This is a genomic window from Streptomyces sp. NPDC090994 (assembly GCF_044768905.1).
In the GTDB taxonomy this organism is placed as follows: domain Bacteria; phylum Actinomycetota; class Actinomycetes; order Streptomycetales; family Streptomycetaceae; genus Streptomyces.
Window position 1 is genome coordinate 362,202 of sequence record NZ_JBIVWS010000005.1, and the last position, 24,189, is coordinate 386,390.

Below are 24,189 nucleotides of genomic sequence, written 5' to 3' on the forward strand. Positions count from 1 at the left end.
GCACACGGCCGTGTGCCCGAGTGGTTGAGGGGCTCGCCTGCAAAGCGAGTTACGCGGGTTCGATTCCCGCCACGGCCTCTGGCTGTCCGTCTCAGTTCCGGCTACGAGCGAGGAATGGGTGGTGCCCCGCACCGCAGGCAAGGGCGAGGCATCACAGCGGGGCACTCCCGTTTCGTCAGTCGGTGTCCTCCTTGGGCTTCGGCCACGCCTGGAGGGCGATACGGGCGAGCCACAAGGTGCGCAGCTGAATCCGGTCCTCGTCCCAGCACTCGGCCCATTGCTCGTTGCTCCACTGGTCTCGAAGTCCCTCCGGCGCGGAGAGTACTGACGAGGTCGTCAGCCGCAAGAGGCTGTGAGCACGCAGGCTGTCCTTCTTATGAGGCCATTCCCGATTGCTCAACGACGGGTTGAGCTTCGTGGTGGTGAGCGTGAGATTGCCGAGCTGATGGACCGCCTCCTGCCGTTTCTTCAAGCCCTCATCACTGTCACCGTCGTTCAGCGGCCAGTGCGTCTCCCATTTCTGCGGCAGAACATGCTCGATGTTCAGTTGGGAGTCCGCGCTGGAAAGCGCCGGCGCGTGCTCGGTCTTCGGCGTCCGCAGGTGATTCTCCAGTCCGACCAGCAGTGCCTTCAACCGGGCTCGGTAGGAACGACGGTAGAGATCGTTCGCGATCAGGGCGGCAAGGAACTCTTGGTCGTCAGGCCATAGCCGGGCGTCGGCCGTTTGATTCCGCAGGCTGCGCACAACGGCGTGACCTGCCCGAGCGTGATCGCTCTGCTGAGCATCGGTCAGTACCTGGACGAAGAGTCGGTTGTAGTCCTTCGTCGTCATCAGGCACACGGCTCGCCGCATGAGAAAGGAGTCGATGGCGCGGGCCGCGATCGCTCGCTGGTCGTTCGGTACGTCGTCTGTCGCGTGCAGATAGAGCAGCACCGGCCACGGCGTCATCGTCATGGTCTGCATGCGGTCGACCAATCGGCCGGTGGGATCGGTCAGCGGCAATCCCCGAACCCGCTCATACGTCTCGGCGTAATGCCTGATGTCCCGGATCACGTCCGAAGCCCGTCGGCGACTTTCCGGTAGCCACTTCTTGAAGTCGGCGAACAGATGTTCTACCAGGACGTCTTGACGCTTCTGAACAGTCAGCCAATAGGCCAGGAGCAGGTCGATCAGGGCACGCCTGATGCGTCCGGTGGTGACCTGACCACGCCAGGGTTCGGCATCCAGAGGCAGCCAGGCGCTCATCAACAGCTCTTCGGAGTGCTGGTGCTCCCCTTGCGCCTCGACGGTCTGGAAAAGGAGGTTCTTCACGAGGTCCGCGGCGTCGAGGCGCACTCCACGGTGGTTCAGCGCCTCGAAAATCACCTGAGGGTCGTCACCCGCGTCCAGGATGATCTCGACGAGCTGCATGCGCTCTTGAAGCGTGTAGAACAAGTCGTCGAGCCGCTGGGCTGGGTTGGGTGCGGCCTTGGCCCAATCGCCGATCTCCTGCTCGAACCACACGCGGGCACGGACCAGCCGGTGGTCGGGGGCGGGCGCCGTACCGTCGTCGTCGGTCCCGCGTACGGCCCAGAGGAATGCCGCGCGGTCCTGCGGGAGCGGCCAAACCTTGTAGCGGTCGTCCGGGAACGCCTCGTGAACCGTCTCCGGCCGGTTCTCCAACAGACTCGTGAAACGCCCGACGACGCTGTCGGCGGCAATGTCGTGGGCGACAGCCCGAGCTGCCGCGAAGAGGACCTGCAGCGTGGTCATACGCTGCTGACCGTCGATGATGTGGGACGAACCGAGGCGTCGGGGTGGCCGGTACCGCTCTTGTACGACCACGGCGCCCAGGAAGTAGGTGCGCGGCTTCGACTGCCCCGTACCACTCTGGGGCTCTGTCTCCGTCTCCACTTCCTCCGCCGCCGTCCGGACGTCCGTCCACAAGGGTTCCCAGTTCTCCTCCTGATCCCATACATAGGACCTCTGGAAGATTGGGATCACGCTCTGGTGGTCGTTCGCGAAAACCTTTCCCAGCTTGACGTCGCCGGCCTGCATCGCCCCTCCGGTCCCCCAGCACCTGCATGGTCATCGCAGCGTAACGGCGCAGCGCCAGATCTGATCGCCCTTCCTGTGAACCTCCGCATCCGCAAGACCAATTGGGATGACGGTCCTTGGGCCTAGCATCATGAGCGGGTCGCCCTGGCGTCGGCCAGGAGAGGGTGAGGGAGGATCGGCACTCATGTGGTTCGGGGACCCCGGGCACGTCAGCGATGTCACGATCCGGGCTGCCGCCGAGAAGGCACTTGCGAGCATGCCCGGCAGCGTGCGCGCCGCATGGACGGCAGCGATGGAGGAGGCGCGCAAGGACATCCTCGGCAGCGGCATCGTGCTGGAGTCGAAGCAGTACACGGGCACCTACGACCACCGGTACGACTCCTGGGACATGCCTGTCGCACTGGGCATCGGCATCGACGCCGTCGACGACGGCCACGCCACCGTGCGGCTCGTTCAGCACCGTGCCGGGGGATTCGACACCATCAGTCAGGTCGTGTCGTACATCAACGGAAGACGGCTGTTCCACAAGGTGACCGTGGGCGAGATCCTGCCCGCAGGGTCCCGGACCAGCTACAGCCCGGAGAAGTACACCCTCCAACTCCGCGAGGCGGATGACGCCTACCGCACTCTCCAAGCCGTTTTCGAGGCTCCCGACGGCCGTGCGGAGCGCTACCAAGATCTTCTTCGGTTGACCGCGTCCCTGAAAGAGCAAGCGCGTGCCCTGGAGACGACCGCACCCGCCCCAGCCGAGCCCCGTGCGGTACCCGACTGGTTCGCCTTGTCTCCGACCGAGTTCGAGTACGCCGTCGCCGAGTTGTGCCGCAAGGACGGCTGCACCCGGGTGCGGGCGATCGGCGGGGCCGGGGACCTTGGGGCGGACGTCGTCGCCTATACCCCTGACGGGCGCAAGGTGGTGATCCAGTGCAAGCAGTACCGGGGCAAAGTCGCCAGCCCCGATCTTCAGAGGTTCGCCGGAACCGTGTTCAACATCCACCATGCCGACGTGGCGGTGCTGGTGACCACCGGAACCGTCACCACCCCCGCGGCTCGCCTGGCCAAGGCTGCGGGCATCGAGATCGTGCACGCCGACCGGCTCGACCGGTGGGCCGACGGAAGAGATCAGCCGCCCTGGCATCACAGCCGCACCCCGTTGCCGCCCGAAGGCGGACCCTGACCGGACCGCACAACCTGATTGGAGCCCCCGTTGGCTCCATCGGGCAGAACCTACCCGCGCCAGAAGAAGGACTCGTCGACTCCGTTCCAGGCCTACGACGAGTCCGGCCGACGCGTCCATCTGGGACTGCTCGAGGAACGGGCGTTCTGGGCCTGGGCCACGATCGAATTCCTGCAGCACACTGGCGTCCGGATCGAGGAGATGCTGGAGGCCAGCCCTCACGCCTTGATCCAGTACGTGCATCCACGAGCACGCTTGCGTCCGATGCTCGCTCCTCCGCCCCGAACCCTCCCCGCAAGACCGACTGATCGGGATCCGCGACAACCTGATCGACAGGATCGCCGAGGCCCAGCGAGAGGGTTGGCTCGGCGAAGTCGAAGGCCTCGAGATCAGCGTCGCCGGCGCCGAAGACAAAATGTCTCAGCTCGACGCCGCTCTCAAGCCCACGGTCACGCACCTGGGCCTGCCTACCTTCGCCAGCATCGCCGGACGTACCTCCCCACCGGCCCCGGACCAGCCTTGATACTCGTAGCCGCCTCGAAGACGCACCGCCTAGGCTCCAAGCCATGCGCACAGTGTTCGTGTTCCCCGCAGGTGAGCGAGCTGAGACCATCGCCTCACTTGATCGGCACCTGAACCAGCAGCGCCATCCCTGGACCCTGGACGGCAACCTCTACATCGACATCGACGAAGAGCGGAACGGCTGCCTCTTCGCTGACTGGGAGCCCGCCGGCGTGGCGGTCCTCGACGGGGCCGTCGGATTCCACCCCACCTGGGCAGTGCGGATGGACATCTCCGGTCGGATCGACGGCACCGCAGAAGTTCACCAGCTGATCGCGCTGCTACTCGAACATGGAGGCGTGGCGATCGATGACTACTCCGCCCACCCCTGGACCGTGCAGGAAATCCAGTCCGGAGCAGCGATCGACGGTCTGCGCTTCTTCGACTTCCGCGCCTACCACGAACGCGACCGGGAGCCGGGACGCTCCTGACTCAACGCGCACCCTTGTGCCGAACGGTAGTTCGGAGAAGCGCCGCTGTGCGATCGCCGCAACACACGCCACTGGCGTGGACGGCGGCCCCAGTACAGCCGAGCACCACGCAGTCCGAACCTGGATGACAGCTACTACCGCCAGTGCCCCAAGCACGCCGACACGTGGAGGCCGTGCAGTGCATAGCTCCCTTGAGCACCCCGCCTCGGGGAGGGCCTCGTCCAGGTCAGCCCGCAGAATGGAACGCTTCGAGAACTTCTGGAGCACGCCCTGGCCGGCCAGGACAAACCTGCAAAGCGAGTTACGCGGGTTCGATTCCCGCCACGGCCTCTTTTCCGCGGCCATGAGCCGATCGAGCGGAGCGACAGCGTGCCGTCTGGCGTTCACGGGTCGGCGGAAGAAAAGTGACCCGTATGGAAAAAGTTGCGTTGGACGACGTCGAAAGAGTCGCAGCCAGCGGAAAAGCCGTCATTGCGGCGGACGACTGCACCAGCGTGAGCACCGTCCGGGACGCGATCACCAGCGGCAGGTCGGCGACGTTCTACACGTCCCTGTCACAGGCGAAGGCCGTCAAGACCTGGTACTGGACGCCTGCCCGGGTCAGAGAGACCGGCATCAGGAAGGTGTCGGACGAGGAGAAGGCCAAGATCGCCCAGGAACTCGGCATCGAGGACATCGGCGTGTTCCGGTGCAACCGCATCGAGTGCGAATGCGGTCACATGTACGGCGCCTTCGAGTTCCTGCAGCAAGGAATCAAAGAACACGGCAGGTCCGCGGTGCTGTCGGTTTTCGCCATGAAGAATGCCGCGGTCATGCGCATCAACCCGCCCGATCTCCTCGTCTGCCCGAACTGCGATGAACTCCTGCCGGAACGGATGACGTACGACAACGGCACCTACGGGTGCTGCTTCGGCACCGAGGAATAAGCACCCGCCGAGATCGCAGCGGCCGTCAGGCGGGCTCGATTCCCGCCACGGCCTCCAGTCGCGCCGCCCGGTGCCGGGCCCACAGGGTGAGGGCGAAGGCGGGGAGGTCCGGGGCCAGGGCGCTGAGGGTGCCGGTGGTCGGGTACCAGGTCAGGACGGTGCCCGTGGTGGCGTCCACGGTCACCGTGGCACCGTCCGCCAGGCGGCCCAGACGGACGAGGCGGTCCGCCCGCTCGGGCAGGGCGGGACGGCACTCCTCGTCCTCGTAGTACTCCGCCAGCGTCGGCAGGGGCATGTCGCCGTCGGACTCCAGCCGGAAGGTGAACGCCTCCTCGGGCAGACCCGTCCGGCACAGGAAACGGCGGGTGGGCTCATGGGTGAGGCAGGCCGGGAAGTCGACCTCCTCGAAACGGGTCACCCGTCCCCGGCCGAACTCGCGGTCCAGGAAGCGGTACGGCAGCTCCGGGGCCGGCACGGTGCTACGACGCCCCGTGGCCAGGGCCAGGCAGCCGATCAGCACCGACGTCTTCCACAGCAGCGACAGCTCGCCCCCCGCCGGCGCGCGCCGCACGGCACCCCGGGCCCAGGACGGGTCCTCCACCGACGTCGCGGCGCGCACCAGGGTCAGCAGGGACAGCGCGGACCGGCCGCTCCGGCCCTCCGCGCACACACCGCTCGCCGTCATCGTCGTATCGCTCATCGCCCCGCGCATGGTCTCCCCCGGATGTCGTGCGTGCCCGTGGACGGGACCGGCCGCGCCGCCCCCACCGCTTCGCACACTACGCGCCACCACTGACAACGCCCCCGCGCGCGAAACCCGTTCCCCCACCAGGACGCACCGGCCGCCCCGCACGTTGCCTCCGCACGCCGGGGCACAGGAAAAGCGAGCCCGGGGGACGGCCGGCCCGGCACGTCAGCCCTCGGTGACCACCGCGGCCTGCGGACGGATCGGAAGGCGGTTCACGGACCGCCCCGTCGCCGCCCGCACCGCCGACGCCACGGCCGCCGGCGACGCCACCACCGGCACCGCGCTGACCGCCTTCGCCCCGAACGGCGCGACCACGTCCCGCTCCTCCACGAGCTTCACGATCCGGATGTCCGGGGTGTCCAGCGCCGTCGGCAGGGCGTAGCCGGTCAGGTCGGGGTGGCGGACCAGGCCGCGCGGCGTGCGGAGGTTCTCGGTGAGCGCGATGCCCACGCCCTGCGTGACGCCCGCCTCGATCCGGGTGGCCAGCTGCGCCGGGTTGAGGATCCGGCCGACGTCCTGGGCGACGGCGAGTTCCACGACCCGTACCGAACCCAGCTCTATGTCCACGTCCACCACCGCGCGGATCGCGCAGAAGGACATGCCGACGAAGGCGTCGCCCTGGCCGGACTCGTCCAGCGGCTCGGTGGGGTGCGGGCGGCACTGCGCGGTGGCCCACAGTTCCTTGCCGTCGAGCGCCTCGGCGACCGTGGTCGACAGGACACCGTCGTACGAGGTGATCTTGCCGTCGGTGATCTGCAGCAGCTCGGTGGACATGCCGAACTTGTGCGCCAGCGGTTGCAGGAGCTGCGTGCGGACCATCTTCGCGGCCCGTTCCACCGCACCGCCCGACACCCAGGTGTGCCGCCCCCGGCAGCCCGCGCCGGCCGGCGGCTGGTCGGTGTCGACGGGCGCGACGTGCACCTCGTCGATCCCGAGCGTCTCCTGCACGATCTGCCGGGCCAGCGTCGCGAACCCCTGCCCGGTCTCGACCGCCGCGCACAGCACCGTCGCCACGCCGCCCTGCACCTTCACGGTGGCCGTGGACACCTCGTCCGCGCCCTCCGCGCCCAGCATGTGCACCATGCCGATGCCGTAGCCCACGCCCCGGCGCACCGCGCCCGGTTCGCCCGCGCCCTCGGGACCGCCGGGCAGCAGCCACTCGTCCTCGGGCGTGTCCTTGGGGAGCGCGGGGAGCGGGAAGTCCCGTACTGCTTCCAGGAGTTCGGCGACCGGCGCCGGGCAGGTGACCGTCTGGCCGGTGGGCAGGACGTCGCCGGTGGCCAGCACGTTGCGCAGGCGCACCTCGGCCGGGTCCATGCCCAGCTTCTTCGCGATCTTGTCCATCTGCGCCTCGTACGCGGCGCACACCTGCATCGCGCCCTCGCCCCGCACGTGCCCGGAGGGCGGGTTGTTGGTACGCACCGCCCACCCCTCGATGAACGCGTTCGGCACGACGTACGGGCCGCAGGCGAAGGCGACCGCGGCGGCCAGCGCCTCCGACGACGTGTCGGCGTACGCGCCCGCGTCGAGCAGGATCTGCGCCTCGACCTTGACCAGGCGGCCCTCGGCGTCGGCGTGGTGGCGGTAGCGCAGCAGCGTGGGGTGCCGGTGGACGTGGCCGAGGAAGGACTCCTCACGCGTGGCCGTCAGTTTCACCGGGCAGCCGGTCTTCAGCGCCAGCAGCCCCAGCGGCAGCTGGAAGCCCTGGTCCTCGCGGTCGGCGGTGGCGCCGGGCACGCCGGTGACGACGACCTTCACCTGCTCGGGCGGCAGTCCGAAGGCGGCGGCGGCCGTGTCGCGGTCGGTGTGCGGGTCGGTGGAGGCCAGGTACAGCTCCACGCCGCCGTCCGGACGCGGGACGGCGAGTCCGGCCTCGGCGCCGATGGGGGCCGGGTCCTGGCGGCCGATGCGGTAGAGGCCCTCGGCGACGATCTCGCCGACCGCCTCCGGGTCGCCGTGGCGCAGCGGGATGTGCCGGATCAGATTGCCGTCGGGGTGCAGCGGCTCCGCCTCGAAGGCCTGCTCGGGGTCGGTGACCGGGTCGAGGACCTCGTACTCGACGATGACGGCCGCGGCGGCCATCCGCGCGGTGTCCGGGTGGTCGGCGGCCACGGCGGCGATGGGCTCGCCGTGATGGCGTACGACGTCGGAGGCGAAGACCGGCCGGTCGGCTCTGCCGCGTCCGTGCAGCGGGGTCCCGGGGACGTCCTCGTGCGTGATCACGGCCCGTACGCCGGGCATCTCGCGCGCGTGGCTGGTGTCGACGGACACCACGCGCGCGTGCGGGTGCGGGGAGCGCAGTACGGCCGCCCAGAGCAGGCCCTCGGCCCACAGGTCGGCGGCGTAGGGGAAGGTGCCCTCCGTCTTGGCGCGGGCGTCGGCCGGGTGCAGGGAGGCGCCGAGGCCGTGCGCGACGGGCTCGGGGGCGAGGCCCGGCTCCGCGGTGACCGCGGCCTGGGCGGTGGCTGCCTCGTTGCTCACGCGTGGCCTCCTTCCTGGCCGTGGGGGTGGTCGTACCCGTCCGGGGAGCGGGGGCCGGGTCGGCCCTGCGGGTCGAACGCCGACGGGTCGACGCCGCCGGCGCCGGGGCCCGCCTGGTGCGGGATGCCCGGCTCGTCCGCGGCGGCGTCCGCGGCGTCCGCCTCGGCCTCGGCGGTCGCCTCGCGTTCGGCGACGACCTCCTCGACGGCCCGCAGGAAACCCCGGTAGCCGGAGCAGCGGCACAGGTTGCCGCAGAGCGCCTGACGGGTCTCCAGCTCGGTCGGGGCCGGGTTGCCCTCCAGCAGGTCGTGCACGGTCATCGCCATGCCGGGCACGCAGAAGCCGCACTGCACCGCGCCGCACCGGGCCAGCGCCCGCTGGACGTCGGAGGGCTGTCCGTCGGTGGCCAGGCCCTCGACGGTGCGGACCTCGCTGCCGGCCGCGGTCACCGCGGGCACCAGGCAGGAGGCGACCAGCCGGCCGTCGACCTGCACGTTGCAGGCGCCGCACTCGCCCTGCGAGCAGCCGTCCTTGGCGCCCGCGAGGCCGAGCCGCTCCCGCAGCACGTAGAGCAGCGACTCGCCGATCCAGGCGTCGGAGACGGGCCGGTCGGTGCCGTTGACGCGCAGCACGTAGGAGGCGAGGGGGTGCTCCTCGTGGGACGCGCCGGGCCCGGCGTCGGCGCCGGACTCCCCGGGCACGGGGCCTTCGGGGGCGGGGCCTTCGGGGGCGGGCTCGGACTCCGACCGGGACTCCGGTGCCGAGGGCTCCGGCTCCGGTGCCGGGGCGGTCTGCGGGGAAGGGCCGGTGTCGGACTCCGGGCCGGTTTCCGGGCCGGACTCCGCCTCGGCCTGTGCGTCGGCCTCGGCAGCGGTCGCAGGCTCGGCGTCTGCCTCGGCCTGGGGCTCCGCCTCCGTCTCCGACTCCGACTCCGAATCCGTCTCCGGTGTGGCTCCGGGCGTCGTCTCCGGGGGCGTGCCGTCGTGCGGCGGCTCCGGGGCCGACGCGTACGCGGGGTCCTGGGCGTCCTCGGCCGGGGTCCCGGCTGCGGCGGGCGCCACGGGCTCCTCGGCGGCCTCGGGTGCGGCTCCGGCTCCGTCGGCCGGGGCGGGCGCCTCGGAAGGCCCAGCGGGGCGCTCGGCGGCCTCCTGAGCGTCCTGGGCCCCCTGCGCCTCGTCCGTCGCCGCGCCCGGCTCCTGGGCCGGACGGCCGGTGTCCTCCGCGACGGGCCCGGGTTCCGGCGCGGGTCCCGGCTCCCGCTCGGGTTCCGGCTCGGCGTCCGCGACCGGCCCGGCGGCAGGCCGCACATACGGCCGTACGTCCGTGAACGGCCGCGCCTCCGGGAACGCCTGCGCCTCCGCGTACGCGCGCTCTTCCGGGAACGTCTGCTCGTCGGCGTAGGTACGCGCTTCCGGGAACGTCTGCTCGTCGGTGTACCGACGCTCCTCAGGGAACGCCTCCCCGCTCCCCGGAGCACCGCCCTGAACCGTTTCGGCGCCGTAGCCCGCGCCGTACTCCGCGCCGTACTCCGTGCCATGGCCCGCACCATGACCCGTGTCGTGACCGGAGCCATGACCCATGTCGTGACCGGCGCCATGACCCGTGTCGTGACCGGCGCCGTACTCCGTGCCGTGACCCGCACCGTGCCCCGTGTCGTGGCCGGTGCCGTACTCCGCCCCCGGCTCGCCGGGCCGTTCGTCCCAGGGACGGCCCGCCGCCTGGGTCGCCCACGGGGCGGGCGCGCCGCCCGGGAGGGTGGCCGGCGGGGTGCCGCCCCACTGCTCGACCAGGGACGACGTGGTGAACTCGCCGGACTCGTCCGGCAGGTCGCCCCCGGCGACCGGGATGGACCACTGCCCGGTCACGTCGTGGCCCGGCGCGGGCGCCGTCTCCTCCGCGGCGACGCCCTCGCCGAAGTGCCACTGGCCGGTGGCCCCCGGGTGGTAGGCGAACCGGTCGTCCTGCCCCGCGTAGGGGGCTCCGTACTGGCCGTGCCCGGCTCCGCCGCCCGCGTCGCCGCCGTACTGCCCGGCCGCCCCGTACGGGTCCTGCAGCGCCGCGCCGTACGGCTGCTCGGCGTCCGGACCCGCGTACGGCTGCTGTCCCGTCTCCGGGGCCTGCCACTGCGTGCCGTCGACCGGTGCCGACGGCATCGTCCAGGAGCCGGTGGCCGCCGGGTCGGTACCCGTCGCGGGAGCGACCGTTATCGGCGGGGGCACGAAGCCGTGACCGGGTGCCGCCAGCGGACTGCCGGCACCCCCGTGGGCGTCCAGCAGCGCGTCGATGCCGCCCTCGGGGAGCTGGACGAAGGCGGTGGCGCCGTCGTCGTAGTCGCCCTGGGGCAGCGGATTCCAGCGTCCGCCGCCCTGGGGCGTGCCCTCTCCCTGCTGGTCGTCGGTCACGACAGCGCCCTCCCCAGTGCTCGTCGGGCCAGCGCGGCGACGGTGCGCCGCAGGTGCAGTACGGCGGGCGGCAGCTGCGGTACGGACCCGTCCTCGGCGGGGGCGGGGTCCGGGATGCAGGCCGCGGCGACGTACTCGCCGAAGGCGGCCAGCGCCTCCGGGACGATCGCGCGGTTGTTGTCCCAGTCGATGAGCTGCGCCACCCACTGCTCGGCCTCCAGCGGGCGCAGCGGCATGGGCGCTATGGCGCCGACCGCGCACCGCACCCCACGCCGGGCCGGGTCCAGGACCAGGGCCACGGAGGCGACCGCGCGCCCCGGCCCGGTGCGCCCGGTGGCCTTCAGGAAGACCTGGGGGGCGTGCAGCAGCGGGACGCGTACGTAGCCGATGAGTTCGCCCGCGCCCAGCATCTCCACCCCGGCCAGCAGGTGGGAGACCGGGACCTCGCGGCGGGCTCCGCCCGGCCCCGCGACGATCAGGGTCGCCTCCAGCGCGGCCAGCACGGGCAGCGCGTCGCCGGTGGGAGCGGCCGAGGCGACGTTGCCGCCTAGGGTGCCCGCGTTGCGGATCTGCGGCGGCCCGGCGGCGCGCGCGGCGGCGGCGAGCGCCGGGATGAGGGCGGCGAAGTCGGGGCGGCCCATGCGCGCGTGGGTGAGTCCGGCGCCGAGCAGCGCGTGGCCGTCCTGGTACTGCCAGCCGCGGATCTCGCTGATCCGGCCGAGGCCCACCAGGGCGGCGGGCCTGAGCTGACCGGAGTTGACGGCGGCCATGAGGTCGGTGCCGCCGGCGACCGGCACGGCGGCGGGCCGCTCGGCGAGTGCCGCCACGGCCTCGTCCAGTGTTGTGGGCAGCGTGACGACCTGCGCCGCCTGCGGTGCGTGCGTGCTCAAACCGCTGCCCCTTCCCGCTGTCCCACTGGTCCCGCCCGTGCGCCGTACGGTACGTGCTGACAGGGCGGACGTGGCAACTCTGGCACATCATCGCAGCACCCGGACGCGGGGGTCCGCTAGGAGGCATTCGCCCACCTCGTCGGGGAGATGGGCGGTTTTGGGAGGGCATGACCGGAGATCACGGCCGGCCGCCCGGCGCCGGCCGCCCGTTGCCCGGTGGCTGTCCGTTCGTCACCTGTCCGTTCGCCACTTGTCCGTTCGCCACTTGTCCGTTCGTCACTTGTCCGGGGGCGGGCCGTCGATCGGGCGGCCGAGGACGCCGGGCCGCCGCTGCCAGGGCCGGGGTCCGGCGGGCGGCCGGTAGGCGACGCCCAGGGCGTCGAGGCGGGCGTAATGGCCGGTCATCCGGCGTTCGAAGCCGGCGAAGTCCCGCTCCGCCGGGGCGGGCAGGGCGCTCCAGGCGACCTCGGCGAAGGCGGCGAGCCGCGGGAAGGTCTGGTAGTCCACGCGGGCCGGGCTCTCCATCACCTCGGTCCAGACGTTGGCCTGGGTGCCGAGGATCCGTTCGGCCTCCGCCTCCGTCAACTCCGGCGGAACCGGCTCAAACCGGTACACGTCCTCCAGGGTGCGCACGAACCCGATCGGTACCGGCTCGTCGGCGCCGCCGTCCTGCCGGTGGTCCAGGTAGACGTGCTGCTCGGGGCACATGACGACGTCGTGTCCGGCGCGCGCGGCGGCGATGCCGCCCTGGTAGCCGCGCCAGGAGGAGACCGCCGCGCCCGGCGCGAGACCGCCCTCCAGGATTTCGTCCCAGCCGATCAGGCGCCGCCCACGCGCGGCGAGCCAGCCGGCGAAGTGCGCGATGAACCAGGACTGCAACTCGTCCTCGTTGGCGAGTCCGAGTTCCTCCATCCGCGCCTTCGCGGTCGCCGACCGGCGCCACTGCTCCTTGGGGCATTCGTCGCCGCCGACGTGAATGAACTCCGAGGGGAAGAGATCCAGGAGTTCCTCGAAGACGCCCTCGTAGAAACGCAGGGTGTTCTCGGTGGGGGCGAGGACGTTCGGGGAGATGCCCCAGGTGTCCCAGACGCCGAGCGCCGCCGTGTCGACGACGTCGGTGTTGCCGAGTTCCGGATACGCGGCGACGGCGGCCTGCGAGTGGCCGGGTACGTCGATTTCGGGGACGACGGTGATGTGCCGTTCGGCGGCGTAGGCGACGATCTCGCGGATGTCGTCCTGGGTGTAGAAACCGCCGTGCGGCTTGTCGTCCCACAGCGGTGAGGCGCGGTGGCCGAATTTGGTGCGGGAGCGCCAGGAGCCGGTCTCCGTGAGCTTCGGGTACCGCGTGATCTCGACGCGCCAGCCCTGGTCGTCCGTCAGGTGGAAGTGGAAGACGTTGAGTTTGTGCGCGGCCATCAGGTCGAGATAACGCAGGACGCCGTCCTTGGGCATGAAGTGCCGGGCGACGTCCAGCATCAGTCCGCGCCAGCGGAAGCGGGGGGCGTCCTCGACGGTGACGGCCGGCAGCTCCCAGTCCCGGCCGGGGCGCAGCGGGGCGCGGCGGAAGGCGTCCGGACCGAGCAGTTGCCGCAGGGTCTGCGCGCCCCGGAAGACGCCGGCCGCGCTGCCGCCCGCAAGGCGTACCGGGTGCGCGCGGGTGTCGAGGCGGTACCCCTCGGGCGGCAGGGCCGGGTCGATGCCCAGCTCGATCCGGAGCGGGCCGTCGCCCTCCGCCAGCGGCAGCCCGGTCGCCGCGCCGAGCGTCGCCCGCAGCCAGTGCACGACGCCCTCGGTGCCGGGCCCGGCCGCCAGCCGTGTCCCGGGACCCAGGCGGACCCGCCCGGACCCGCCCCCCGTACGGAGTTCACGCGGCGCGGGGATCAGATCGACGTCCATGGTCACCTCAGTCCTTTCAGTCCTTCACCGCTCCGCCGAGGCCGGAGACGAGTCGTCGTTGCACGAGTACGAAGAAGACCAGCACCGGAATCGTCATCACCGTGGACGCGGCCATCACACCGCCCCAGTCGGGGTCGTCCGGTTTGTAGAAGACCAGCAGTGCCATCGGGAGGGTGGACTGCGAGGTGTCGCTGATGATGAACGACTTGGCGAACAGGAAGTCGTTCCAGGCGGAGATGAAGGAAAACACGCTGGTGGCGACCAGCCCCGGGAAGACCAGCGGGAAAAGGACCTGCCAGAGGAATCTCGCCCGGCTCGCCCCGTCGAGGTACGCGGCCTCCTCCAGGGCCTCCGGCACGGCTTTCACGAAACCCCTGAGCATCCAGATCGCGAAGGGCAGCGAGAAGGCGATGTGGGGCAGGATCAGCGACCCCAGCGTGTTCAACTGGCCGAGGTCCCGCATGAGGAAGAACAAGGGGATGGCGAGCGCTTCCACGGGCACCATCTGGGCCACCAGGAACATGATCAGCAGGGTGGTCCGGAAACGGAACCGGAATCGCGTCACGGCGGTCGCGGCGAGAAACGCGATGAGCGCCGAGGCGACCACCACGACACCCGCCACGACAAGGCTGTTGAGGAAGTAGCGGCCGAATTCCTGCTGCCCGAAGACGCGCCGGAAGGAGTCCAGCGACGGCGCCGACGTCCACGGCCGGGGCGTGCTCGACTCGATCTCCCCGGCCGGCCGGAACGCGCTCAGCACCATCCAGTACAGCGGGAACGCGACGACGGCCGCGATCAGCACCGCCGACGTCTCGGCGGCGAACCTCCACGGACGTCTCACAGTTCCTCCCCCTGGCGCCGCAGCAGCCGCAGGTAGCCGAGGGTCACGGCGAGCAGGATCAGCAGCGTCACGACGCCGATCGCCGAACCGAGGCTGTACTGCGACGAGGCGAACGCCTTCTGGTAGGCGTACACGTTGAGGACGAGGTTCTGCCCGGCGATGCCGCCGCCGTTGGTCATGACGTAGATCTGCGTGAAGACCTTGAAGTCCCAGATCACCGACTGGATGGTGACGACGGCCAGGATCGGCCGCAGCATCGGCGCCAGTACGGACCGCCAGATCCGCCACTGCGAGGCGCCGTCCAGGGCGGCTGCCTCCAGCACCTCGGCGGGCACGGCGCGGATGCCGGCGTAGACGGTGACCATCACGAACGGGAAGGAGCACCAGACCACTTCGAGGAGGACCAGCAGGAAGGCGCTGTACCGGCCGTACGTCCAGGAGTGGTCACCGAGGCCGAGAAACCGGTTGACCGGCCCGAAGTCCGGGTCGAACAGCAGCAGCCACACCGTCGACCCGGTCACCGCCGGCGTCGCCCACGCCCCCAGCGCCGCGAGCATCAGCACCAGCCGGGGCACGGCCCGCACCCGGGTCAGCAGCACGGCGAGCGCGCACCCGACGGCCAGTGTCGCAGCGACACAGGCGGCGGCGAACACGACCGTGGCCAGCAGCACCCGCCAGAACTCCGGGTCCCCGAACAGCTCCCGGTAGTTCCCCAGCCCCTGGAAGGACGTCGGCTCGCCGCCACTGACCTGGGCCTGGGTGTACTCCAGGAAGGAGATCAGCCCGAGCTGGTAGACGGGGTAGACGAGCAGCCCGCCGAGGACGACGAGAGCGGGGGCGAGATAGATCCAGGGGGTGGAGAAGCGCGCCCCGTACGGGCGCGGGGCCGTGTCCGATGTGCGGCTGCCGCCGCGTGGGCGCGCGGAACCACGACGCGCCCGCGCCCGGGAACCCACCGTCACAGCGCGGACCCGGGAACCCACCGTCACAGCGCGGACCCGATCTTCGCCGCCGCATCCCCCGCCGCCGCGGCAACCCCCTTCTTCCCGCTCACCACCTCCTGGAACATCGTCGGCAGCACCGCCGACGAGTCGATCCGCGCCCACCCGGCCGACACCGGCACGAACTCCGTCCCGGCCTCCAGCGTCTCGACGAACGGCTTCACGAACGGTTCCGCCCGTGCCGCCTCCCCCCGCACGTCCGTGAAGGTCGGCAGGAAGCCCATCGCGTCGAACAGTTCGCGCTGCGTCGCCTTCGAGGCGAGCCGCTTCATCAGGTCCACGGCGAGCGTGCGGTGCGAGGTGGACCTCAGTACGCCGATGTTGTTGCCGCCCGCGAAGGCCGGCGCGACCGACCCGGGCTCCACCCCGGGCAGCGGCACGACCGCGTACTTCCCCTGCACCGCCCCCGCCTCCACGGCCGCGTGGCTGAAGTCGCCCCCGATCGCCATCCCCGCCTTGCCGGCCGCGAAGGCCGTCACCGTGTCGTTGCCGCCCATGCCGGCGCACTTCGCCGCGGGGCAGTTGTCGTCGCCGAAGAGGTCGGTGTACGCCTCGATGCCCGCGCGGGAGGCGGCGCTGTCCAGGTGGGTCAGCTCGCCCCCGTGGGCCCACAGGAAGGGCAGCGCGCCGTAGGTGTAGGCGCCGCCGACGGCGAGGCCGTACAGGCCGGGTTCGGCGGCGCGGATCTTCCGCGCGGTGGCGGCCAGTTCGGCCAGTGACCGGGGCGGCTCCAGGTCCAGTTCCTCGAACAGGTCGGTCCGGTAGTACAGGGCCCGTACGCCGACGAAGAACGGCGCTCCGTAGACCTTGCCGTCCACCGTGACCGACCGGCGGGCCGTCGGGTCGGTGTCCCGCGCCTCGTCCCAGGCGCCGAACTCGGCGGTGACGTCGGCGAGTCCGCCGTCGGCGACGTAGCCGGCGGTGTCGGTGTTGCCGTACTCGATGAGGTCGGGTGCGGAGGCGGGGTCGTTGAAGGCGGCCTTGACGCGCTGGGCGCGGGTCTCCACGGGGATGTACTCGACGGTGACGTCGACGCCGTCGTGGGCCTTCTCGAAGCCCGCCACGGCCGCGTCGACGACCTTCTCCTTCGGCTCGTTGCCGACCTCCTGGAAGAGCCAGACGCGCAGGGTGCCGGTCTTCTCGTCCGCGCCGGAGGACGAGCCGCCGGAGGTGCCCGGCGCGCAGGCGGTGGCGGCGAGGACGGTGAGGAGCAGAACCAGTCGGACGGGGAGCTTCATACAGCGGTCCTCCGCAAGCAGGCGTTGCAACATACGCAATGGCAATTTCGCTCTGCACAACACCATGGAGGCTAAGTACTACATGAACATGTCCACAAGAGGTCTGAACCATTTCCGCCGGGCAGGACCACCGGCCAGGACAGCGCAAAGGCCCCCGAAGCGCGCCGGTACGGGGGCGCTCAGGGGGCCTGCGGGAAGGACGGTGCGCTACTTCTTGTCGCCGCCCTTGCCCTTGCCGTCGTCCCCGCCGCCGCTCATGGACTCGTAGATCTCCTTGCACATGGGGCACACCGGGTACTTCTTCGGGTCGCGGCCCGGCACCCAGACCTTGCCGCACAGCGCCACGACGGGCGTGCCGTCGAGGGCGCTCGCCATGATCTTGTCCTTCTGGACGTAGTGGGCGAAGCGCTCGTGGTCGCCGTCGCCGTGGGACACCTGTGGCGTCGGCTCTACGAGGGTCCCCGTACCAGTCCCGCGCTCGGGCTCAAGAGTGCTCATAACCGCCAAGGGTACTGAAGATCACACACTTCAGTTGAGCGACGGGTCGTCCGGGTACGTCGCCACCATCGCCAGCTCGCTGCGCTGGCGGCGCAGCACCTCGCGCCAGAGCCGCTCGGGCAGCGGCGAGGAGACGTCGCCGGGCTCGGACTCGACCACGTACCAGGCGCCCTCGGCCAGTTCGTCCTCCAGCTGGCCCGGGCCCCAGCCGGCGTACCCGGCGAAGATCCGCAGGCTGCCCACGGCGGGCGCCAGCAGCTCCGGTGGCGCCTCCAGGTCCACCAGGCCGATCGCACCGTGCACCCGGCGCCAGCCCAGCGGGTCGCCGTCGCCGTCCCCGGGGACCACGGCCACCCCGAGGGCGGAGTCCAGGGAGACCGGGCCGCCCTGGAAGACGACGCCGGGGTCGCCGGCCAGCGCCGCCCAGCCGTCCAGGATGTCGCCCACCCCGACCGGGGTCGGCCGGTTGAGGACGACGCCGAGGGAGCCCTCCTCGTCGTGGTCGAGGAGCAGCACCACCGCACGCTCGAAATTCGGGTCCGTCAGGGCGGGTGTGGCCACGAGCAGCCGCCCTGTGAGCGAGGACACCTCGGTCATGCCTGACATGATCCCGCATCTTCCCGCACGGTGGGGAGGCAATCGGGGGCACCGGAGTGAACGCAGCTCAGGCGATGCCCCGGCACGCCCCGCCGCGCGCCCGCCACCGTGACCCCATGTGGCCGCCGGGGAACGCCTCGTGTTGTGACACGGCCGTGAAATGGCTGTGCCCTCCCTGGGCTTACGGCGCGGGGGCGGGGGACGATTACCCTTTCCCTTCTGGTCCCCTGCCCCACCCCACGGAACGCGAGATTGATGACCGTCAACGGCGCTGATGACGTACTGCTTGTCCACGGCGGAACCCCGCTGGAGGGCGAGATCCGTGTCCGCGGTGCGAAGAACCTCGTACCGAAGGCCATGGTGGCCGCGCTCCTCGGCAGCGCGCCGAGCCGGCTGCGCAATGTTCCGGACATCCGCGACGTGCGGGTCGTGCGCGGACTGCTGCAACTGCACGGCGTGACGGTCCGCCCGGGCGACGAACCGGGGGAGCTGGTGCTCGACCCGACCCATGTGGAGAGCGCCAACGTCGCCGACATCGACGCCCACGCGGGCTCCAGCCGCATCCCGATCCTGTTCTGCGGGCCGCTGCTGCACCGGCTCGGCCACGCCTTCATCCCGGGCCTGGGCGGCTGCGACATCGGCGGCCGGCCCATCGACTTCCACTTCGACGTGCTGCGGCAGTTCGGCGCGACCATCGAGAAGCGGGCGGACGGGCAGTACCTGGAGGCCCCGCAGCGGCTGCGCGGCACCAAGATCCGGCTGCCGTACCCGTCGGTCGGCGCCACCGAGCAGGTGCTGCTGACGGCGGTGCTCGCCGAAGGCGTCACGGAGCTGTCGAACGCGGCCGTCGAGCCCGAGATCGAGGACCTGATCTGCGTCCTGCAGAAGATGGGCGCGATCATCGCGATGGACACCGACCGGACCATCCGCGTCACCGGCGTGGACGAGCTGGGCGGCTACACCCACCACGCCCTCTCCGACCGCCTGGAGGCCGCCTCCTGGGCGTCGGCGGCGCTGGCCACCGAGGGCAACGTCTACGTCCGCGGCGCCCAGCAGCGCTCGATGATGACGTTCCTGAACACCTACCGCAAGGTGGGCGGCGCCTTCGAGATCGACGACGAGGGCATCCGCTTCTGGCACCCGGGCGGCCGGCTGAAGTCCATCGCCCTGGAGACGGACGTGCACCCCGGCTTCCAGACCGACTGGCAGCAGCCGCTGGTGGTGGCGCTCACGCAGGCCACGGGCCTGTCCATCATCCACGAGACGGTCTACGAGTCCCGGCTCGGCTTCACCTCGGCGCTGAACCAGATGGGCGCCCACATCCAGCTCTACCGGGAGTGCCTGGGCGGCTCCGACTGCCGCTTCGGCCAGCGCAACTTCCTGCACTCGGCCGTCGTGTCGGGCCCGACCCGCCTGGAGGGCGCCGACCTGGTCATCCCCGACCTGCGCGGCGGCTTCTCGTACCTGATCGCGGCCCTGGCCGCGCAGGGCACGTCCCGGGTGCACGGCATCGACCTGATCAACCGGGGCTACGAGAACTTCATGGAGAAGCTCGTGGAACTGGGCGCGAAGGTGGAACTGCCGGGCAAGGCACTGGGCTAGGTGTATTGACCCGCAGCAACGCCGATGGGGCGGTCACCCGAGTCCGGGTGACCGCCCCATCGGCGTTGCGCTGAGTGCCCCGTAAGAGGCGCGGGGAACTGCGCGACCAGCCACAACGGGCCCGCAGTCACCCCTGAGCCCTTACTTGCCCTTCGCCGCTTCCTTCAGCTTGGAGCCCGCGGAGACCTTCACGCTGTAGCCGGCCGGGATCTGGATCGGCTCGCCGGTCTGCGGGTTGCGGGCGGTGCGAGCGGCACGGTGGGTGCGCTCGAAGGTCAGGAAGCCGGGGACGGTGACCTTCTCGTCGCCCTTGGAGACGATGTCGCCGACGACCTCGGCGAACGCGGCCAGTACGGCGTCGGCGTCCTTGCGGGTCACCTCGGCGCGGTCGGCCAGCGCGGCCACCAGCTCACTGCGGTTCATGTTGTTACTCCCGTGTTCTTCTTGCCGTTGAGGCGTGGCACGCGGCGTAGCCGCATGTTGGGCAGGTCCGTCGCCAGACCCACGCGCCCAGGGAGGCATCCTGCCTCTACCTGCGGCGGTAAAGCCAATCCGGCACCCGCAGGAGTCACGAGAACACCCGCGGGAGTCACACGAAGAGACTGCCCGGGCCCGGCCGCCCACCCTAAGGGGCCGCCGGAGGGCGCCGGACCAGCGACGCGCGGTGAGGACCGCCCCGCCTCCGTGGCGATCCTCACACCATGCGCGCGGTGTCCCCGGGGACTGTCCCCGGGACCTAGGAGACGGTGGCGCCCGCCGCCTTCGCGGCCTCGCGCACCGCGCCGGCCACGGCGCCCGCGACCTTGTCGTTGAAGACGGACGGGACGATGTAGTTCGGGTTCAGCTCGTCCTCGGTCACCACGTCCGCCAGCGCCGTCGCGGCGGCCAGCATCATCTCGGTGTTGACGGTGCGGGACTGGGCGTCCAGCAGACCGCGGAAGACACCCGGGAAGACCAGTACGTTGTTGATCTGGTTCGGGAAGTCGCTGCGGCCGGTGGCCACCACCGCGGCCGTCCGGCGGGCGACAGCGGGGTCGACCTCGGGGTCGGGGTTGGCCAGCGCGAACACGATCGCGCCGTCCGCCATCGCGGCCACGTCGTCGCCGTCCAGGACGTTCGGGGCGGAGACGCCGATGAAGACGTCGGCGCCGCGCACGGCCTCCTTGAGGGTGCCGGTGAGGCCCTCGGGGTTGGTGTTGTCCGCGATCCAGCGCAGCGCCGACTCGGGGGCGGCGTCGACCAGGTCCTCGCGGCCGGCGTGCACCACGCCGTGGATGTCGGCGACGACGGCGTTCTTCACCCCGGCGGCCAGCAGCAGCTTCAGGATCGCCGTACCGGCCGCGCCCGCGCCGGACATGACCACCCGGACGTTCTCGATGCCCTTGTCGACCACGCGCAGGGCGTTGGTGAGGGCGGCGAGGACGACGATGGCGGTGCCGTGCTGGTCGTCGTGGAAGACGGGGATGTCCAGGGCCTCGCGCAGCCGGGCCTCGATCTCGAAGCAGCGGGGGGCGGAGATGTCCTCCAGGTTGATGCCGGCGAAGCCCGGGGCGATCGCCTTGACGATCTCCACGATCGCGTCGGTGTCCTGGGTGTCCAGGCAGATCGGCCAGGCGTCGATGCCGGCGAACCGCTTGAACAGGGCCGCCTTGCCCTCCATGACGGGCAGCGCGGCCTTGGGGCCGATGTTGCCGAGGCCGAGGACGGCCGAGCCGTCGGTGACCACCGCGACGGAGTTGCGCTTGATGGTGAGGCGGCGCGCGTCCTCGGGGTTCTCGGCGATCGCCATGCAGACGCGGGCGACGCCCGGCGTGTAGACCATGGAGAGGTCGTCACGGTTGCGGATGGGGTGCTTCGACGCCATCTCGATCTTGCCGCCGAGGTGCATCAGGAACGTACGGTCGGAGACCTTGCCCAGGGTGACGCCCTCGATGCCGCGCAGTTCCTGCACGATCTCGTCGGCGTGGGAGGTCGAGCCGGCCGCGATGGTGACGTCGATGCGGAGCTTGTCGTGGCCGGACGCCGTGACGTCGAGGCCGGTCACCGAGCCTCCGGAGGACTCCACGGCCGTGGTGAGCTGCGAGACGGCGGTTCCGCTCGCGGGCACCTCCAGCCTGATGGTCATCGAGTAGGAGACGCTGGGCGCCGTAGCCATGGCCGACTTCTTCCTCTGCTTAAACCGTGAACCGTGTCGCTTGGTCGTGCCGTCCGATGGTCGCACCTACCCCTCAGTACGTGGTAGCCGCCCCCACTTTCGGAAAACGAGTTCCACCATACGAGAATCTGGTGAACGTGAGAAGAGAACTCCGGGACGGGAATGGTCTCGCGGGGATCGTTTGTTACCTTGGACGTGGCACCGGCCCGATCCAAGCCCCCGGGCCCAACCTTCGTCGCTACGAGCGACCACTTGCCGCGAGGCGAGCATGGCGGGTCGGTGTCATTGACTTCACGAACGAGGCCCGCACCGGACGCCGGTGCGGGCCTCGTCGTGTACGGCGATCAGTCGCGCAGCAGGTCCGGCACGCCCGCCGCGTCCGGCTCGTCCCGCTCCCCGGAGACGACCGTGAGCTGCTGGGTGGCCCGGGTCAGGGCGACGTAGAGGACGCGCAGTCCGGCCGGGGACTCGTCGGCGATCTCGGCCGGGGAGACGACCACCGTGGCGTCGTACTCCAGGCCCTTGGCCTCCAGGCTGCCGAGCGCCACCACCCTCCCCCAGTCTCGGCTTCGCTCGCCCGGGGGGACCCCCGTCCCGAGGCCCGCCAGCCAGCGCCGGGCCTCCTCACGGCGGTTCATGGCGACGACGACGCCGACCGTGCCGTCGACCCGGTCCAGGAGCCGCGCGGCCTCCTCGCGGACGGTGTCGGCCAGGGAGCCGCGGACGACGGCGAAACGGGGCTCGACACCCGTGGAGCGGACCGCCCGCGGGGACCGCGAGCCGGGCATGGCGAGGGCGAGCACCTTGGCCGCCAGCTCGGCGATCTCGGCCGGATTGCGGTAGTTGACGGTCAGCTCGAAGCGGCGGCGCGGGCGGGTGCCCAGGGCCTCGTCGCGGGCGGCGGCGGCCTCGTCCGGGTCGGACCAGGAGGACTGGGCCGGGTCGCCGACCACCGTCCAGGTGGCGTGCCGGCCGCGGCGGCCGACCATGCGCCACTGCATCGGCGTGAGGTCCTGCGCCTCGTCGACGATGACGTGGGCGTACTCGGTGCGCTCCTCGGCCAGCCGCTCGGCCCGCTCCCGCCGGCTCTCCTCGCGCTGCGGCATCAGCTCCTCCAGGCCGGTGAGCTGGTCCAGCGGGTCCAGCTCGCGGCGCTTGCGGGGGCGGGCCGGGGCGCCCAGGATCGCCTGGAGCTCGTCGAGCAGGGCGATGTCGTGCACCGAGTACCCCTCGCGCCGCAGCGAGCGGGCCACCTTGCGCACCTCGCCGGGGTTGAGCACCCGCCGCGCCCAGCGGCCCAGCCGCTTCTCGTCGGCCATGGCGGCCAGCACCGAGCGCGGCGTCAGCTCCGGCCACCAGGCGTCGAGGAAGGCGATGAACGGGTCCTCGGAGGTCACGTCCTCGTCGAAGGAGGAACGCAGCTCGGCGGCGAGCTCCGGGTCGGTGTGCCGGGTGCCGGCGCCGGACTTCGCCCACAGGGCGTCCAGGAGCAGCTTGCGGGCGCGGGGGCGCAGCAGGTTGACGGGGGCGGTGCCGCCGAGCGCGGTGCGCCGGATCTCCGCCAGCTCCTCGGCCTCCAGTTCGAGGCGGCGCCCGAAGGCGACGACCCGCAGCCGGGCCGGTGAATCGTTCAGCTCCAGGGCCCCGCGCGCGGCCCGGCGCAGCACCTTCAGCATCCGGGCCGAGCCCTTGGCGCGGGCGGTGGCCGGGGAGTCGTAGAGCGTGGCCTCGGCGCCGGACGCGTCGTCCGCCAGGGAGCCGATGGCGCGGATGGCGACCTGGCCCTCCTCGCCGAGGGAGGGCAGGACGCCCTCGGTGTACGCGACGAGCAGCGGGGTCGGGGAGACGATGAGGATGCCGCCCGCGTACCGGCGCCGGTCCTGGTAGAGCAGGTACGCCGCACGGTGCAGGGCGACGGCGGTCTTGCCGGTGCCGGGGCCGCCCTCGACGTAGGTCACGGAGGCGGCGGGGGCGCGGATGACCAGGTCCTGCTCGGCCTGGATGGAGGCGACGATGTCCCGCATGGAGTGGGTACGGGCCTGGCCGAGGGCGGCCATCAGGGCGCCGTCGCCGATCACGGGCAGTTCCCGGCCGTCCAGGTATGCGGTGATCTCGGGGCGCATCAGGTCGTCCTCGACGCCGAGGACGCGCCGCCCCTTGGAACGGATGACGCGCCGGCGCACGACCCGCCCCGGGGCGACCGGGGTGGACCGGTAGAACGGCGCGGCGGCGGGCGCCCGCCAGTCGATGACCAGCGGGGCGTACTCCGCGTCCAGGACGCCGATCCGGCCGATGTGCAGGGTCTCGGCGATGTCGGCGGTGTTGTCGGGCCGTACCGCCCCCTCGGCGGGCTCCACGGCCGTGTAGGCGCCGTCCGGCCCCTTCTTGCCGTCCTTGCCCCGCAGCAGGTCGATCCGGCCGAACAGGAAGTCCTCGAACTCGCTGTTCAGCCGGTTGAGATGGACGCCCGCCCGGAAGACCTGGGCGTCCCGTTCGGCCAGCGCGCCGGGCGTGCCGACCTGGCCGCGCCGGGCGGCGTCGTCCATGAGGAACTCCGCCTCGTGGATCTTCTCCTCAAGGCGGAGGTACACCCGGTCCAGGTGCGCCTGCTCCCCGCTGATCTCTCGGTCTCGTACGGAGTCGTCCCCTACGGCGTCTCTGTCCGAGTCGACGGCCGAATCCTGTTGTGCCTGTGCGGCCACCGGGCCCC

Annotated in this window: 18 protein-coding genes and 1 tRNA gene; 5 read left to right on the top strand and 14 right to left on the bottom strand. The window is 71.4% G+C overall.

Translation table 11 applies throughout. The features are described 5' to 3' along the window. Positions 1-6 precede the first annotated feature (6 nt). Positions 7-78 (top strand) — tRNA-Cys (locus tag ACIQR3_RS14535). Between the two features lie 97 nt (positions 79-175). Here the strand turns inward: ACIQR3_RS14535 and ACIQR3_RS14540 are convergent. Then, a complete protein-coding gene (locus tag ACIQR3_RS14540; protein ID WP_403538293.1) occupies positions 176-2,038 on the bottom strand; it encodes a DUF262 domain-containing protein in 1,863 nt (620 codons plus the stop codon). A 184-nt stretch (positions 2,039-2,222) separates the two neighbouring features. On the opposite strand from ACIQR3_RS14540, the gene ACIQR3_RS14545 reads away from it, so the two are divergent. From ACIQR3_RS14545 to ACIQR3_RS14555, 3 genes are all read left to right on the top strand, one after another. Next, positions 2,223-3,212: a restriction endonuclease gene (locus tag ACIQR3_RS14545; protein WP_403538294.1), complete on the top strand. Its 990-nt coding sequence runs from the start codon at positions 2,223-2,225 to the stop codon at positions 3,210-3,212. 566 nt (positions 3,213-3,778) lie between these two features. Continuing rightward, complete coding sequence (locus ACIQR3_RS14550) at positions 3,779-4,204, top strand: hypothetical protein (protein WP_403538296.1); 426 nt, start codon at positions 3,779-3,781, stop codon at positions 4,202-4,204. A gap of 413 nt (positions 4,205-4,617) precedes the next feature. Further along, the gene (locus tag ACIQR3_RS14555) at positions 4,618-5,130 is read left to right on the top strand and encodes a hypothetical protein (RefSeq protein ID WP_403538454.1); all 513 of its coding nucleotides are present in this window, start codon (positions 4,618-4,620) and stop codon (positions 5,128-5,130) included. 25 nt (positions 5,131-5,155) lie between these two features. Here the strand turns inward: ACIQR3_RS14555 and ACIQR3_RS14560 are convergent, their stop codons facing one another. From ACIQR3_RS14560 to ACIQR3_RS14605, 10 genes are all read right to left on the bottom strand, one after another. Then, the gene (locus ACIQR3_RS14560; RefSeq protein WP_403538298.1) at positions 5,156-5,830 is read right to left on the bottom strand and encodes an SUKH-4 family immunity protein; all 675 of its coding nucleotides are present in this window, start codon (positions 5,828-5,830) and stop codon (positions 5,156-5,158) included. 213 nt (positions 5,831-6,043) lie between these two features. Continuing rightward, on the bottom strand, positions 6,044-8,359 hold the full coding sequence (locus tag ACIQR3_RS14565; RefSeq protein WP_403538300.1) for a xanthine dehydrogenase family protein molybdopterin-binding subunit: 2,316 nt from the start codon (positions 8,357-8,359) through the stop codon (positions 6,044-6,046). Further along, entirely contained in the window at positions 8,356-10,761 is a 2,406-nt protein-coding gene (locus tag ACIQR3_RS14570) for a 2Fe-2S iron-sulfur cluster-binding protein (protein ID WP_403538302.1), read from the bottom strand. The genes ACIQR3_RS14565 and ACIQR3_RS14570 overlap by 4 nt, the downstream gene beginning before the upstream one ends. After that, on the bottom strand, positions 10,758-11,651 hold the full coding sequence (locus ACIQR3_RS14575) for an FAD binding domain-containing protein (protein WP_403538303.1): 894 nt from the start codon (positions 11,649-11,651) through the stop codon (positions 10,758-10,760). The genes ACIQR3_RS14570 and ACIQR3_RS14575 overlap by 4 nt, the downstream gene beginning before the upstream one ends. Before the next feature lie 276 nt (positions 11,652-11,927). Beyond that, entirely contained in the window at positions 11,928-13,547 is a 1,620-nt protein-coding gene (locus tag ACIQR3_RS14580; protein WP_403538305.1) for a beta-N-acetylhexosaminidase, read from the bottom strand. 16 nt (positions 13,548-13,563) lie between these two features. Continuing rightward, the gene (locus tag ACIQR3_RS14585; RefSeq protein ID WP_403538307.1) at positions 13,564-14,388 is read right to left on the bottom strand and encodes a carbohydrate ABC transporter permease; all 825 of its coding nucleotides are present in this window, start codon (positions 14,386-14,388) and stop codon (positions 13,564-13,566) included. Beyond that, positions 14,385-15,350, bottom strand: coding sequence for a carbohydrate ABC transporter permease (locus tag ACIQR3_RS14590; RefSeq protein ID WP_403538309.1), 966 nt, complete (start codon positions 15,348-15,350; stop codon positions 14,385-14,387). The genes ACIQR3_RS14585 and ACIQR3_RS14590 overlap by 4 nt, the downstream gene beginning before the upstream one ends. Positions 15,351-15,373: 23 nt before the next feature. After that, a complete protein-coding gene (locus tag ACIQR3_RS14595) occupies positions 15,374-16,627 on the bottom strand; it encodes an extracellular solute-binding protein (protein ID WP_403538311.1) in 1,254 nt (417 codons plus the stop codon). 207 nt (positions 16,628-16,834) lie between these two features. Beyond that, entirely contained in the window at positions 16,835-17,125 is a 291-nt protein-coding gene (locus tag ACIQR3_RS14600; RefSeq protein WP_215165489.1) for a DUF3039 domain-containing protein, read from the bottom strand. A gap of 30 nt (positions 17,126-17,155) precedes the next feature. Beyond that, a complete protein-coding gene (locus tag ACIQR3_RS14605) occupies positions 17,156-17,722 on the bottom strand; it encodes a YqgE/AlgH family protein (protein WP_403538312.1) in 567 nt (188 codons plus the stop codon). 255 nt (positions 17,723-17,977) lie between these two features. Between ACIQR3_RS14605 and murA the strand changes: the two genes are divergently transcribed. Further along, positions 17,978-19,324, top strand: a complete 1,347-nt coding sequence (gene murA / locus ACIQR3_RS14610; protein ID WP_215165487.1) for a UDP-N-acetylglucosamine 1-carboxyvinyltransferase — start codon at positions 17,978-17,980, stop codon at positions 19,322-19,324. A gap of 141 nt (positions 19,325-19,465) precedes the next feature. On the opposite strand, the gene ACIQR3_RS14615 is transcribed toward murA, so the two are convergent. From ACIQR3_RS14615 to ACIQR3_RS14625, 3 genes are all read right to left on the bottom strand, one after another. Next, positions 19,466-19,747, bottom strand: a complete 282-nt coding sequence (locus tag ACIQR3_RS14615; protein ID WP_004987462.1) for an HU family DNA-binding protein — start codon at positions 19,745-19,747, stop codon at positions 19,466-19,468. 313 nt (positions 19,748-20,060) lie between these two features. Beyond that, complete coding sequence (locus tag ACIQR3_RS14620) at positions 20,061-21,479, bottom strand: NAD-dependent malic enzyme (RefSeq protein ID WP_403538314.1); 1,419 nt, start codon at positions 21,477-21,479, stop codon at positions 20,061-20,063. A gap of 344 nt (positions 21,480-21,823) precedes the next feature. Then, positions 21,824-24,181, bottom strand: coding sequence for a HelD family protein (locus ACIQR3_RS14625; RefSeq protein ID WP_403538316.1), 2,358 nt, complete (start codon positions 24,179-24,181; stop codon positions 21,824-21,826). Between the last annotated feature and the right edge of the window lie 8 nt (positions 24,182-24,189).